The sequence below is a fragment of the Methanocorpusculum vombati genome, from assembly GCF_026891935.1.
In the GTDB taxonomy this organism is placed as follows: domain Archaea; phylum Halobacteriota; class Methanomicrobia; order Methanomicrobiales; family Methanocorpusculaceae; genus Methanocorpusculum; species Methanocorpusculum vombati.
Genome location: NZ_JAPTGC010000008.1, coordinates 1 through 13,202, shown reverse-complemented (window position 1 = coordinate 13,202; position 13,202 = coordinate 1). Strand labels below are relative to the sequence as shown.

15 protein-coding genes and 1 tRNA gene are annotated in these 13,202 nt (G+C 58.0%); 5 read left to right on the top strand and 11 right to left on the bottom strand.

Going from position 1 to position 13,202, the window contains the following annotated elements:
• The first annotated feature begins 11 nt into the window (after nucleotides 1–11).
• From O0S09_RS06825 to O0S09_RS06815, 3 genes are read left to right on the top strand one after another with little or no spacing between them, the layout of a single operon-like run.
• Nucleotides 12–953, top strand: a complete 942-nt coding sequence (locus O0S09_RS06825; RefSeq protein ID WP_268923220.1) for a ribonuclease H-like domain-containing protein — start codon at nucleotides 12–14, stop codon at nucleotides 951–953.
• Nucleotides 943–3,129 carry a DEAD/DEAH box helicase gene (locus O0S09_RS06820; protein ID WP_268923219.1) on the top strand — a complete coding sequence of 729 codons (2,187 nt, stop codon included), beginning with the start codon at nucleotides 943–945 and terminating at the stop codon, nucleotides 3,127–3,129. The genes O0S09_RS06825 and O0S09_RS06820 overlap by 11 nt, the downstream gene beginning before the upstream one ends.
• A gap of 41 nt (nucleotides 3,130–3,170) precedes the next feature.
• Entirely contained in the window at nucleotides 3,171–3,464 is a 294-nt protein-coding gene (locus O0S09_RS06815; protein ID WP_268923218.1) for a Z-ring associated ZapG family protein, read from the top strand.
• A 58-nt stretch (nucleotides 3,465–3,522) separates the two neighbouring features.
• Here O0S09_RS06815 and O0S09_RS06810 read toward each other — a convergent pair whose 3' ends face one another.
• From O0S09_RS06810 to O0S09_RS06795, 4 genes are all read right to left on the bottom strand, one after another.
• Nucleotides 3,523–4,362 (bottom strand): hypothetical protein, encoded by an 840-nt coding sequence (locus O0S09_RS06810; RefSeq protein WP_268923217.1) that lies wholly within the window; start codon nucleotides 4,360–4,362, stop codon nucleotides 3,523–3,525.
• Nucleotides 4,359–5,384: a polymer-forming cytoskeletal protein gene (locus O0S09_RS06805; protein ID WP_268923216.1), complete on the bottom strand. Its 1,026-nt coding sequence runs from the start codon at nucleotides 5,382–5,384 to the stop codon at nucleotides 4,359–4,361. Before O0S09_RS06805 ends, O0S09_RS06810 begins: the two co-directional genes overlap by 4 nt.
• Before the next feature lie 28 nt (nucleotides 5,385–5,412).
• Nucleotides 5,413–6,636: a 2,3-bisphosphoglycerate-independent phosphoglycerate mutase gene (locus O0S09_RS06800; protein ID WP_268923215.1), complete on the bottom strand. Its 1,224-nt coding sequence runs from the start codon at nucleotides 6,634–6,636 to the stop codon at nucleotides 5,413–5,415.
• A gap of 66 nt (nucleotides 6,637–6,702) precedes the next feature.
• Nucleotides 6,703–6,777, bottom strand: a tRNA-Met gene (locus O0S09_RS06795).
• Nucleotides 6,778–6,874: 97 nt separating this feature from the next.
• Between O0S09_RS06795 and O0S09_RS06790 the strand changes: the two genes are divergently transcribed.
• Together O0S09_RS06790 and O0S09_RS06785 are read left to right on the top strand one after the other, a co-directional pair.
• Complete coding sequence (locus O0S09_RS06790; RefSeq protein WP_268923214.1) at nucleotides 6,875–7,285, top strand: thioredoxin family protein; 411 nt, start codon at nucleotides 6,875–6,877, stop codon at nucleotides 7,283–7,285.
• The gene (locus O0S09_RS06785) at nucleotides 7,254–9,431 is read left to right on the top strand and encodes a DEAD/DEAH box helicase (protein ID WP_268923213.1); all 2,178 of its coding nucleotides are present in this window, start codon (nucleotides 7,254–7,256) and stop codon (nucleotides 9,429–9,431) included. The genes O0S09_RS06790 and O0S09_RS06785 overlap by 32 nt, the downstream gene beginning before the upstream one ends.
• A gap of 39 nt (nucleotides 9,432–9,470) precedes the next feature.
• On the opposite strand, the gene O0S09_RS06780 is transcribed toward O0S09_RS06785, so the two are convergent.
• From O0S09_RS06780 to O0S09_RS06750, 7 genes are all read right to left on the bottom strand, one after another.
• Nucleotides 9,471–9,752, bottom strand: a complete 282-nt coding sequence (locus O0S09_RS06780; RefSeq protein WP_268923212.1) for a hypothetical protein — start codon at nucleotides 9,750–9,752, stop codon at nucleotides 9,471–9,473.
• A 21-nt stretch (nucleotides 9,753–9,773) separates the two neighbouring features.
• Nucleotides 9,774–10,289, bottom strand: coding sequence for a hypothetical protein (locus O0S09_RS06775; protein WP_268923211.1), 516 nt, complete (start codon nucleotides 10,287–10,289; stop codon nucleotides 9,774–9,776).
• A 153-nt stretch (nucleotides 10,290–10,442) separates the two neighbouring features.
• Nucleotides 10,443–10,643: a hypothetical protein gene (locus O0S09_RS06770; protein ID WP_268923174.1), complete on the bottom strand. Its 201-nt coding sequence runs from the start codon at nucleotides 10,641–10,643 to the stop codon at nucleotides 10,443–10,445.
• Complete coding sequence (locus O0S09_RS06765; protein ID WP_268923210.1) at nucleotides 10,640–11,128, bottom strand: hypothetical protein; 489 nt, start codon at nucleotides 11,126–11,128, stop codon at nucleotides 10,640–10,642. Before O0S09_RS06765 ends, O0S09_RS06770 begins: the two co-directional genes overlap by 4 nt.
• On the bottom strand, nucleotides 11,125–11,391 hold the full coding sequence (locus O0S09_RS06760; RefSeq protein WP_268923209.1) for an FmdB family zinc ribbon protein: 267 nt from the start codon (nucleotides 11,389–11,391) through the stop codon (nucleotides 11,125–11,127). Before O0S09_RS06760 ends, O0S09_RS06765 begins: the two co-directional genes overlap by 4 nt.
• Nucleotides 11,388–11,900, bottom strand: coding sequence for an HNH endonuclease signature motif containing protein (locus O0S09_RS06755; RefSeq protein ID WP_268923208.1), 513 nt, complete (start codon nucleotides 11,898–11,900; stop codon nucleotides 11,388–11,390). The genes O0S09_RS06760 and O0S09_RS06755 overlap by 4 nt, the downstream gene beginning before the upstream one ends.
• A 910-nt stretch (nucleotides 11,901–12,810) precedes the next feature.
• Nucleotides 12,811–13,202 (bottom strand): hypothetical protein (locus tag O0S09_RS06750; RefSeq protein WP_268923207.1); only part of this gene is annotated, 392 nt, incomplete at its 5' end.

Genomic DNA, 13,202 nt, shown 5'->3' with positions numbered 1-13,202 from the left:
AGAACGAGAAAATGATGCAGGTAGAACAGGGATTCATCCCGGCACTGTCCCTTAGGACAAATGCCGTGCAGAGCGGTGCGGGTCCAAAAGGAGTTGAGGCTGCGACGGCTGACGGCTGCTGCCTTGCGATTGAGTCCGTACATGCTCTGCCGGAGTTTTTTGTTTCCGAGGAACAGCTGCGCAACCGTTTGATGCACGAGCTTACGCTCGTGCATGGTATCGGCGGGACGCGGGAACGAATGTGCCGCAGACATGGAATACAGACGCTTGCCGATCTCCGGCGCACCAACTGGAAGTCCGAGGCGCAGGAGATCGCAGAGGTTATTCAGAACGGTACACCGCGGGAGGTTATCCGGTTGTTCCGGGAAAAAGGACGCGGTGCCGATCCGCTCCTGATCGGGTTCGGGGCGGCTGTGCCGAAGGAGAGTCTGCTGTTTTTTGATATTGAGACGCTCGGCATGGTACATTCTCCGATCATTCTCTTCGGGTGCGGTGTCTGTGAGGGCCGGACACTCCGGGTTACGCAGTATCTGCTCCGTGATATTAGTGAAGAGATCGCAGCCCTCGGACTCGTTGCGGAGATGATGCGGGCGCATCCGGCTCTTGTTACCTACAACGGCAGGTCGTTTGACCTGCCGTTCACCAACAGCCGTCTTGCCTACTACGGTGAACGGGAATGCAGGCCCGCGCTGCACTTTGATCTGCTGCATCCTGCGCGGCGTCTGTTCCGCGACGATCTGCCGGACTGCTGTCTCGGGACCGTGGAGGAGTATGTACTGGGCTGCGGACGCGAAGAGGATCTCCCCGGTTACCTTGTGCCCGTCTATTATCAGAAGTATCTGCGTACCGGCGACCCTGCCCCTCTGAAACAGATCGTCGATCACAACCGCAGCGATGTAACGAGCCTTGCCCTGCTGCTTGCCAGACAGACGGAGATGGTGTATGGAGCCTGAGATGCATACGCGGGTGTTCCCCGCACGATCCGCTGTGTATAAAGAACCGGCAGTCCTGCCGTCTCCTGCGCTCCGCGAGTACCTGCAGAGCCAAAACATCCGGCTTTACACCCATCAGGCAGATTCCTATGATGCGATCATGCAGGGGGAAAATATCATTCTCACCACCCCTACGGCGTCGGGTAAAACTCTTGCATATACCCTGCCGGTTCTGGAAAATCTGATGCAGAACCGGGACGCGACCGCACTGTTCATTTATCCGACCAAAGCCCTGACCCGCGATCAGCTTGCCGTTCTGCAAAAGCTTGACAAGGAACTCAGCGCAAAAACCCGCCCGGCAATCTATGACGGCGACACGCCCCGCGACGCCAGATCAAAGATCCGCAGCAGTTCACGTATTATCCTCACCAACATGTACGAGCTGCACCAGATTCTTGCATGGAGAATGCAGTGGGGAGATTTCTGGGCAAATCTCTCCTTTGTCATCATCGATGAGGCGCACCGGTACCGGGGAATCTTCGGTTCGCACATTGCACTTTTGCTGCGGCGGCTGCGGCGTGTCTGCAGGTATTACGATGCCCGTCCGCAGTTTATCCTTTCCTCTGCCACCATCGGCGATGCTTCTTCGTTTGCCAAGACCCTTACCGGCGCTGCGGCAAGGGAGATAGCAGATGACGGTTCTCCCCGGGCACAACAGACGTTCCGGCTGTACAACCCGTGGAGTTCGGGCAAAAGCAGTCTTTCCGCCACCGCAGATCTCATCCGCGATCAGGTGCAGAGTGGTATGCAGACGCTCTGCTTCACCAAATCCCGCAACATGGCAGAGATCACCGCACTCCGGTGCAGGGAGGAGATGCCCGCAGGCCGCATCTCCTCCTATCGCGGCGGTTACCGTCCGAAGGAACGGCGGGATATTGAAAAAAATCTCAAGGGAGGGGATATTGCAGGCGTTATCAGTACCAATGCCCTGGAGCTCGGTATCGATGTCGGCAGTCTTGATTCGGTGATCATCAGCGGATTTCCGGGGACGATGATGTCCGTCCGCCAGCAGGCAGGACGTGCGGGACGCAGCGGGAAGGATGCGCTCATTACCTTTGTTGCGAATCTTAACCCGCTGGATCAGTATTTTATGCGGTGTCCGGATGCTTTCTTTGATGCGCCCTACGAACACCCGATCCTCGATCTCGAAAACCCCTATGTTCTGCGGCAGCATCTCCTCTGTGCCGCAGCCGAACTTCCTTACCGGACGGAACGCGACGCTGAGTACTTCGGGGAGTTTGCCGCCGAGATCGTCCGCAGTCTGAAGGAGGAACATCTCCTTGCAAGTACCCCCAAAGGGTATGTGTACTGCGGTACCGAACCCCCCGCACAGCAGGTTTCGCTTTCCGGCAGAACGTCCGGAACCTGTACGGTTATGTACGGCAGCCGTGTTCTGGAAACGATGGACGAGTCACAGATGTTTCGCGAAGCGTATCCGGGTGCGGTTCTCTTTCATCAGGGAGACCGTTACCGGGTGGAGGAGGCTGACCGGAAGAGTCTCATTGTCCGTGTCAGAAAGATCACGGACAACTACCATACCCGTCCGCTCTCCGTCACCGATGTCCGCATTCTTTCCCGTGAGAAGACCTGCCGGCACGGAGACCTGCTCGTTCATTACGGTTCGGTTTCCGTCTGCTCTCAGATGATCGGCTACTCGGTTCTTGAGTACGATCAGATCGTGTCCACCCACTCCCTTGACGTTCCGCCGCTTGAGTTTACCACCAAGGCCTGCTGGATCGTTCCGGAGTGCTGTGATGAGATTTCTCCTGCGGATCTTGCCGGGGCGTTGCATGGTGCGGAACATGCCCTGATTGCTGCCATGCCGGTTCATGTTCTCTGTGACCGGTCTGATATTGGCGGTGTCTCCACTCCGTTCCATCCGGATGTCGGTGATGCTGCTATCTTCATCTATGATGGTGTTCCAGGCGGGGTAGGTCTTGCCGAAAAAGCGGCGGAGGTGTTTTTGGACATTCTCTGTCTCGCACGGGATATGGTGTCCCGCTGTTCCTGCGAATCCGGGTGTCCCGCCTGTATTCACTCGCCCAAATGCGGAAACAACAACCAGCCCTTAAGCAAAACCGGTACGGTTACTCTGCTTTCCTGCCTTTCCCAGGGGCTGAAAACCGAAAACCCATGAGTATATATACGTAAAATGAGAATTGTAACTACGGTATAATCATGAGAATTGAGAAAGTTGGTGTTTCTTCCGCCGCATTTGTTTTTGGAGGTATTTTTGCTGTTCTCGGTGCCATTGGCGGGTTCCTTGAGGGTATCTCTGCAATGGTCGGACTTTCCTTCAGGATTGGAATCATTCAGGGTCTCGGCATCGGTCTTCTGGAGACTATTATGCTGATTGTCATCTATGCAGTAGTTGGGCTCATCATCGGTCTGATCGTTGGCGCAGTCTGTGCCTGGGCATTCAACCATTCCTCCAGACTTTTCGGCGGCATTGAGATCACGATAAAGGAATAATCATTCCTGAAAAATCTTTTTTTAAATAATTTTAAACGAAAAGTTGTAAAGAAACCTATTACCCGAAACAGACCCAGCGGTCGTAAATCGGGTCGCGGTCATTTTCCCAGATCTCAAGTTCGCGGTCAACCCCTTTTGCCCACTCACGTACCCAGTGTGCTTCTTCCTCGGTTGCAACCGTGATCAGTGTCTCGGCGGTGATGCCGGCGAGCTCCTCAACGATGGGCCGCCACAGATCCTGCGTGTACACATACATCTGGCCGAACATGATTCCCATGCCGCGTTCCGCGTCCGGCAGATATGCAGACGCCACCGTTGCATCGATGCAGATGGTATCCTCCGGTGCGAGGCGGCCTGAGGCAAGACCCAGTGCAAGCAGTGCCGGATCATTATCGTATGCAATCGGACGGCCTCCCATCTCGCGGATGATCAGGGATCCGATACCGGAACCGGCACAGGCATCAAGACAGAGACCGGGGGCGGACGGGCCCCATACCTCGTGCAGAAGGTCACGGACCTTTTCAATTCTGTCGGGCGGCAGGTCTTCACGGGCAGGGGCAATCTCCTCGCGGAGAATGTCGGCAAAGCAGGCACGCACTGCATCATCAATTGCGGCACGCGGTTCCTGATACAGATCGCCGTCCGCCGCGGTAAAGAGGGCAAACTCCTGTTCCATCGGGCTGCGGAAGTTCCATGAGGTTCCTACCCATTCATCACCTGCACGAACTGCGAGCAGTACCGGATTTTCCTCTTCATCAATCAGCATCCGGGCACCGCCGGGTGTCGGTTCCGCCTCGCAGATCAGAACGCCGGGTTCGCCGTTGTTCACAAGCGATGCATAGTCGGGTTCCAGAAACCGGACGGTTTCCAGTTCCAGCATTTCTGCAACCGATTTCATTCTTTTTTCTCCTCAAACCGTCCGATGGTCAGACCGCCGGGCGAACGGATGATGCCGCTCACCAGCGCATCCTCATGCAGCCAGACCTTGTCACCGGCAACATCGCCGAGGATGTCTGCTCCGCGTTCGATTCTGATGTTCTGACCGACAACATCACCGTGCACTGCAGTGCGTTCACCGATTTTGACACGGCGGGTTGCGTGAATGCCGCCGAAAAGGGTCACGTCATTTTTCAGGGAGATGGATTTTGCTTTGATGTTTCCGTGCAGGCGGCAGTTTGCACCGACTTCCATGGGGGTGGATACGGAGAAGTAGCGGAGATCCATGGTGGTGCGGGGAGGGAGAACAAGCGGTTCGGAGTTGGCTTCCGAGATGATGGCATTTACGGTTTTTTCCACCTCTGCCTCGTTGTCAAGGTGGAGCATTGTCATGACGTAGAGGAGGAGATAGAGGATGACCGGCATCGGGTTGCGGATACTGATGTCGCCTAAGGCTTTGAACTCTTTGTCGATGGTGACGTTGTCACCGATGTCAAGGTTTCCGCCGACGGTCAGTTTGCCGTGCACTTTGACGCCTTCACCGAGATAGGCGTCGCCGTTGCAGATGACGGTTCCGTTGATCTCGCAGAAGTTGTCGATGCGGAGATCGCCTTCGGCAACGACGTCTCCGGTCAGTTTGCAGAACTCGCAGACGACAACGTCGTTCCCGTAGAGACCGTAGCCGATGTCGCAGTGATCACCTACCAGAATGTCGTTTCTGGTTTTGAGAATGCGTTCCTGCAGTTCGGTTTTGTCCGGCAGAATACATTTTTTGAAGAGTTCGGCGGTTGCCATGGCGGCAACGGCGGAGGACTCTTCATTTTTCGGCGGTTCTTCGGCAGAGACCTCTTCCGTTTCTGCGGGGAGAGGGGACGAAGCTGTGCGCTCTTCTTCCATTTCCCCGGCAAAAACTTCCTCCGCTTCAATCAGGACGTTTTCGGGAATGGGTTCTGCGATGATGACCCGTTTTTTTTCCTCTGCCATTCTCCACCCTGTATATATGTAATAATCGTTATGCGCCGTACTTATGGGTTTTGTCGATGAGGTCCAGAAGGATCGGCATCAGGTCGCCGCCGCGTATCCGGCAGAGGGCTCCAGCAGCGCAGGAGATTTCATCGTAGGAGGATACGTGGTCGGTCCGCGTTCCGTCACCGTGAATGATCAGGGGTACGGGGTCTGCGCTGTGCTCTTTGATGGTGCAGGGCGTTGAGTGGTCACCGCAGACGGCGATCATGAGGTCCGGCATTTCCATGAGAGGACGGAGTTCTTTGTCGATCTTTTCCAGAAATTCCTTTTTCTCCATTGCTTTTCCGTCGTGACCGTATTCGTCGGCGTTTTTGATGTTGAAGAGGACAAAGTCCCGGGTTGCAAGTTCCTGCAAAACGAGGGATACCTGTTCTGCAAGCGGGGTGTCCGGGTGTACCGGTACGCGGCGAAGACCAACGGAGCTGCCGATGCCTGCGATGAGGGCGGCTGCGGCAACGACACTGCCGGAGAGTTCGTGACGTTCCTCGAAGGGTTCATAGACGCCCATGGCACCGGCACCCCGGATAAGAACGACGTTTGCGGGGTTCTGGCCTGCGGCTTTGCGTGCAAGGTTGACGGGGTGATTTTTGAGAATTTCCGCTGCCTGACGGCAGAATTCGTTGCAGACGTCTGCGGTGAATTTTGCTTCGGGTGTGTCTTCGCCTTCGGGGTGGATGGTTTTGGGAGGGATTCCGGTTGCTTTGGGGTCGTTGCTGGAGACTGCAGCGGAGAGTCCGCTGCCTTTCAGGGCGAGGGCGGCGCGGTGGCCGGTTCCGGGTTCGAACCGGATGGTGACGCCGTATTTGCTGAGGTCAACGCCGTCGCGGATGGCGGCGGATAGTTCGGTGGTGTCGGCGATTCTTCCGGCGCGCCGATCGATGACGTTGCCTGCGTCGTCGATGGTTGCGTAGTTGGCGCGGAATCCGATCATGCCCGGTTCCATTTGTATGCCGCAGCCTGCGGCTTCCAGCGGGCCGCGGCCGGTGTAGTACTGCTGCGGCGGGTAGCCAAGGAGGCTTAAGTGGGAGGTGTCGGAGCCCGCACGGATTCCGGGGGCGACAGGGTCCATGATGCCGCAGATGCCGGTCTTTGCAAGTTCGTCGAGGTTCGGGATGTGTGCTGCCTGTAACGGGGTTTTTCCGCCGAGACAGTCGCACGGACGGTCGCCCACACCGTCGATGATGAGAAGAAGAATTTTGGATGCTGTCATTGCCTGATAGGTTGGACGGGTAAGACTAAGTGCATTGTGCTTTTGGAAAAATCTTCGGAAAAACAGTAGCGAGGAATGGATTTGAACCATTGGTCTACGGGTTATGAGCCCGTCGGGATCTCCTGACTACCCCACCTCGCTTCTTGTAAGTGAGATAAGATATACGATGGGTTTCTTTAAATAAATTCCGATATGTCATTGGCATATCCTCATTAGGTTGGTTTTCCCATATTCTGGTATGGAAGATAGTGAGCTGGAACAGCTGCGGCGGAAACGGTTTGAACAGATGGCAGTGAAGATACCGCCTCCGGAGGGGTGGCCGGTTGTGCATCTGACGGAGTACAATTTCAATGAGGTGACGCTGGGGAGACCGAAGGTGGTGATTGATTTCTGGGCTGAGTGGTGCGGACCGTGCAGGTATTTCAGCCCGATATTTGAGGAGATGTCAGTTGAGTTTCCGGAGGTGCAGTTCTGCAAATGCGATACTGACCGCAACCACGGGATTGCGACGCAGCTGGGGATTACGAGTATTCCGCGGGTGCTCTATGTTATCAACGGTACGGCGGTGCGGCTGCATGTGGGTGCGATGTCGGCGGAGAAGTTCCGTGAGGAGCTGAATGCGGTGTTCCGATCTGATGACGCTGTTTGAGTCGTTTCATCCGAGTTTGCAGGAGGTGCTGCTTTCGGGTCTGGGGTGGGATGGTCTGCGGCCGGTGCAGGAGGAGACCTGCCGGGCGGTGGCTGATGGTGCGGATGTGGTGGTGCTCGCGCCGACTGCGGGCGGAAAGACTGAGTCGGCGTTTATTCCGGTGATTGATGCGCTGCTGAAGGCGGGGTCGTCCGGGCTTGGGGCGATTTATCTGTCGCCTTTAAAGGCGCTGATCAATGATCAGGAGGATAGGATTCTGCTGATGTGCGGGCGGGCGGGACTGACGGTGGCGTCCCAGCACGGGGATGTGGCGGCCCGTGACCGGTGGAAATTTTCCGCAGACGGGGAGCTGCCGAATCTGCTGCTTACGACGCCTGAGTCGCTGGAGGTGCTGCTCGGCGATCCCGCGTCACGAGGAGCGTTTGCTTCCGTCCGGTTTGTGATCATTGATGAGATTCATGCGTTCATGGAGACGGATCGCGGGGTGCATCTCCGGTGTCTGCTGGATCGGCTGGAGATGACAGGGGCCGGACGACGGATGGTCCAGCGGATCGGGTTGTCTGCGACGGTGGGGAATCCGGAGGAGCTTTTGGCATGGTTGTCGGGTCCGGGACGGAAAAGGCAGCTGGTGCAGATTCCGTCGCCCGCGACGCCGAAACGGTTTTCTTTTGTGGTGGAGGGGGAGTTTTCTGCCCAGGTGCGGGCGGTGGCAGAGGCGGTGCGGGGGAGGAAGGCGCTGGTGTTTGTGGACAGCCGGAGTTTGGCGGAGCGGTTGATGATGCCGCTTTCGGATCTGGTGTCCGGGGTGTATCTGCATCATTCGTCGGTGTCGGCGGAGGATCGTGCGGAGGCGGAGGCGGCGTTTGATCAGGGCGGCGGGACGTGTGTTATTTGTACGAGTACGATGGAGCTGGGGATTGATATTGGGGATTTGGATCTGGTGGTGCAGTATGGGCCGCCGCGGTCGGTTGCGTCGTTTTTGCAGCGGCTGGGACGTACGGGCAGGCGGGGAGGGGCGGCGGAGATGTTGTTTGTTCTGTACAGTCCGTGCGATCTGCTGGTTGCTGCGGCGACGATTGAGTCGGCGATGCGGCATGAGGTTGAGCCGCTTCGGGTTCCGGCACATGCGTACCATGTGATGGTTCAGCAGTTGTTTCTTCTGCTGAAAAGCAGGCCGGGAGGGGTGTCGCGGAGGACGATTGCCGGGGCACTTCGTTCTCTGTCGCCGTTTGCGATGGTGCCGCCTGATACGGTGATGAGGCTGCTTGGGTATCTTGCGGAGCAGGAGTTTCTGGTCTGCGACGGGGATCTGTATTCTGCCGGGCCGCGGGCGGAGCGGGAGCTGGGGAGGTCGAACTGGGTTGCGCTGGTTTCGGTGATTCATGATGCGGGAGGGTATGCTGCGGTGCTGCCGGACGGGACGGTGGTGGGTACGCTGGATCCCCGGTTTGTGGGGAGCGAGCCGGGGAAGATGTTTTCGTTTTCCGGGAGAAACTGGCGGCTGCTGTTTCGGGATGATGTGCATAAGCGTGCGCTGGTGGAGCCTGCGAGCGGTTCCGGCGGCGGGGTGAAGCGGCCGTTCTGGAGCGGCAGCGGTATGCGGGGGGCGGATGTGTCGCCTACGGTATGCGGGGCGGTCTGTCAGATTCTTGCGCGGGGGAGGACGCTGCTTCCTCTGCCGCGGGAGCAGGAGGAGATGCTTGCGGGTCTGATCCGGATGCTTCCGGAGGATTTTGTGCCGGGGTGTGTGCATGTGCGTGCAGAACCTGAGGTTACCGGCTGGTCGGTGGTTGTTGCGACGTTTCTTGGTGCACGGGCAAATATGGTTCTGGTACGTTTGTTAAAAAACCGGTTGCCGGACGGAAAATTCAGTATGCATTCTGATCCGTTTGCGATACGTATCTTTGGGTGGGAGTCTGTGGATGCGGCGGTGCGGGCAGGTGATCTTTTGCGGGAACTGGCGCGGACGGATGCGGCGGTGCTTGCGGGTGAGCTGCCGGAGCTGCCGGATACGATGTGGAAGTTCGGGGCGATGGTGCCGCGGGAGATGCTTGCGGAGATGGCGGCGGATGAGTATTACCGGCTGGGTGATGTGCTTGCGGGGATTTCTGCGGTGCGGGTGCGGGAGGGAGGATCTGAGGTCTGAGCAGGATTTTGTTTTGCGGTCAAAAAAAGTCCGGGAGGGTTAGTCCCGGTGTTCGTCTGCGGTGCTGTGGTGGGTGCGGTCAAGCCATCTGTCCGCCCATGCGTAGAGGGGCGGGGCGAGGACGATTGCGGCGAATGCGATGCCCTGTGCGGCGAGACCGATGATGAGGAGGGTAGTAAGGGTGTCCATGATTTTTTCTCCTTTTTTGTTTTTATTTTCCAGACGTTCCGGTTCAGCTGCTGCGTCCGAGCGGGTGGAGCCCGCGAGCGGACCGCGCCGGTCATTTTCTGTGGGGGTTGCCCCGCACGGGGCAACCCCCACGTTAGAAAATGGGCGGGTCGGTTAGTTGAGTGCGGCTACGCCGTCTGCCCAGGTGTCTACTTTGGTGAGGATGGTGTCTGCCTCGTAAGAGCTGATTCTGAGGTCTTTTCTGGTGAAGCTGAGGAAGTAGTTTTCGCCGGTTGGGTCGTGGATTTTGAGGCGGACGTTCCAGCTGTCTTTTGCGGTGTTGCGGTTTGCGGTTGTGTCTGCGCCGTAGGCCTGGGTGATGGCGGTTGTTGCGAGGATTTCTGCGATGATATCGTCATAGGCGTCGCGGTCGGGGGCGCTGATGGTGATTGTGCCGAGGGTTTTTCCAAGGGGGTTTACGTATTCGATGGTGGCCCGGTAGGATTCGGCGGCGGTGGTGACGCCGTCGATGGTTTCTCCCGCGGTCTGGTATGCGGATGCGCCGAGCGGATTGTCCTCTGCCTTGAGCGCGGCGATTGCGGCGTCGAAGGTAGCGGCAGAGGTGATCGGTGCGGTGAAGGTGCGTTTTGCGCTCTTCACGATTGCAGTCGGGGTGAAGTCGAGTGGCATGTTTTTTGTTTCTCCTGAGGCTGCACTGCGGCAGTCTCTGCGTATTCTGTTGGGCGGGGGATGGTATGAATCTGGGCAGTTTCCGGTTTTCCGGGAAGTTTTCCGGGTTGTAAGGGGGATTTCTCCCGTCACAAAAAAGTAGTGTTCCCCGGTTCAGAGCCGGAGCTTTTTCTTCATTTCGTCGGAGAGTCCTTCTACGAAAGGCCGCTGAATGCCGTGGTTGCGGATGGCCGAGGCGACCGCTGTCTTGGTACAGCCGACGTTCGTACAGATGTCGCGGACGGAGAGTCCTGCGCGGAGCATGGCAATCAGGGTTTCCCGGTCGGCGAGTTCGGGGTAGTGGTACCATCTCATGCGGTTTCCCTCCGGAGAATTACGGGGCGTGCGGGTTTCTGGTCTGTGTGGAGAAAGGGTTCGAGTTCTGCGGGGCTGAGGATTCCGGCGAGGTCTCCGATGGTGACGATGGTAAGAGATGCGGTGCGTGCCGGGTCGGTTTTCCGGCACAGGGTATACAGTGCATCTCTGCCGAGGATGTGCTCTGCGTCGGTCGCCCGGAGATGTGCGGTTCGGTCGTAAGCCGCCGGCAGTTCGCGCCGGAGCCGGTCGGTGTCCACGCGCCGGACGGGGATGACCGGAAACCGGAGTTCGTAGTCGGGGCTGGTGAGGTTTCCTGCGGTGATTTCGCTGACGGCGGTGTGATACTGTTCGTTGAAGATGCGGGCGAGTTCGCCTGCGGCGTGTTCGAGCCGGTCTGCCCAGAAGGCCCGGGCAAAGGGGTTGGCGGGCCGTGGCCACTTCGGGAGGATGAGGTCGTTGAGGAGGGTTGCGGTGCGGGTCATGGTCGGTCGTTTCTCAGGTGATGTTCGCGTGTTCTGGTGTCGAGGATGATGTTTACGGCTTTTCTGAGGCGGAAGTACTCTTCGATGATGTGTTTTTCTGCGGTGTCGGTGCGTACGGCGGTCTGTTTGCAGCGGGGACAGGTGAGGAGGGGTTCGGGGTCCGGGGGTTCGGGCGGTGTCCAGATGCCGAGGGAGAAGGTGCGTCCGCAGCTGGTGCAGGTGTAGTCGGTTATCTGATAGACGGGGTCGGTTTCGGGTGTCATGGGGTGACCCCGGTGTAGGTGCGGTTTCGGACGATGCGGGATACGGCTGCCGGGGAGAGGAGGTGCTCTGCGGCGAGTGCGCGGATGCTGATGCCGCCTGCGGCGTAGCGCGTGCGAATCCGGCGAACGGTGTCCGGCGGTACGGGTCCCTGTTTTTTGCGGGAGTTTCGGCGGTTTTCTGCGACGGTGACGAGCCGGAGGTTGTGGATGCGGCAGTCGGTGCGGTCGTGGTTGATGTGGTCTATTTCCAGGGTGTAGTCGAGGGGGAGAGCGAGGATGCCGTGTGCGGCGATCCATACTGCGCGATGTTTGAGGATGGTGGTTTTTCTGTCGTGGACGCGGACGGTTGTGATGAGGTAGCCGTCGGCGTTTGTGCGGAATGGTACGGGGTTGCCGGTGCGGGTGTTGCGGATTTCTCCGGCGGAGAAGTCGTACTGCCATTCACCGGTGATGTGTTTGTACCAGGCGAGGTAGTCGCCGGTGTGGATGCGGGGGGCGTGTGGTGTCATGGTTCTTTGGGGGTTTTGTGTGGTTTTTCCGTTGTTACGGGGTTTTGATGTTCGGCTGGTTGCGGGAATTTCCGTTGTTCCGGGGCTTTGATGTGCGGCTGGTTGCGGGAATTTCCGTTGTTCTGAGGGTTTTGATGTGCGGCTGGTTGCGGGAATTTCCGTTGTTCTGAGGGTTTGATGTGCGGCTGGTTGCGGGAATTTCCGTTGTTCTGAGGGTTTTGATGTGGGTTGGTTGCGGGAATTTCCGTTGTTCCGGGGTTTTGATGTGCGGCTGGTTGCGGGAATTTCCGTTGTTCTGAGGGTTTCACAGGGGTAGGATGAGGAAAGAATAACGCGAATCCGCACGAATCTCGGCAGCTTCGCTGCCTCCACGAATCGCGTTTGCGTTTCGTCGCTCGCCTTCCCGCCGGAGCCGGCGGGCGGCGTTGCTATCGCAAGCGCGACGGCAAACGCTGGACGGCGCCATTCGGGCGCCGCCGAAGTTTTCCAAGCATCCCTTCCGTAGATGCAGTACAAAGGAGAAATCCCAACATCCTTAGGACAGGAATAATTCGCAGAAATCCTGTTTAACCTCGGCGCCGCCGAAGTTTTCCAAGCTTCCCTTCCGTAGACGCAGTACAAAGGAGAAATCCCAACATCCTTAGGACAGGAATAATTCGCAGAAATCCTGTTTAACCTTGGCGGCGCCCGAATGGCGCCGTCCAGCGTTTGCCGTCGCGTTTGCGATAGCAACGCCACCCGCCGGCTCCGGCGGGAAGGCGAGCGACGAAACGCAAACGCGATTCGCGGAGCGAGCGTTAGCGAGCGAGATTCGCGTGGATTCGTGTTTCCTTTCTCCATCGTGCCCATGCCGGGGATTCCCCACTTTCTTAGATCAGTGCAATCAGTGCAATCAATGCAATCAATGCAATCAGTGCCCATCCTCCCGGCTTCGGCGGAACTCTGCGGCGAGCTGTTCGGTACGGTGGCGGATGAGTTCGGGTCGTTTGAGGTTCTGGTAGATGTTCATCCAGAGTTCGAGGTCTCCGGCTCCGGGGAGGACGCCGCAGCGGTCAAGTACGGATGCTTCGATCTCCTGCCGGAGTGCGGCGAGTGCGTCTTTTCCGCCGCGCATGGCGATGACGGGGAAGGCGAGGTCGTCGAAGGCTTCCAGGGTTGCGGCAAGAACTGCGTCGTGTGTTTCGGCAATGTCGCGGACTGCCGCGATCCAGGCTGCGGTTGCAGGCGGTGGTGCGGTGCGGGTCCGTGCGGTTTCTCCGTGGATGGTGGTGTGCAGGAGGGCGGTCAGGTAGTCGGTACGGT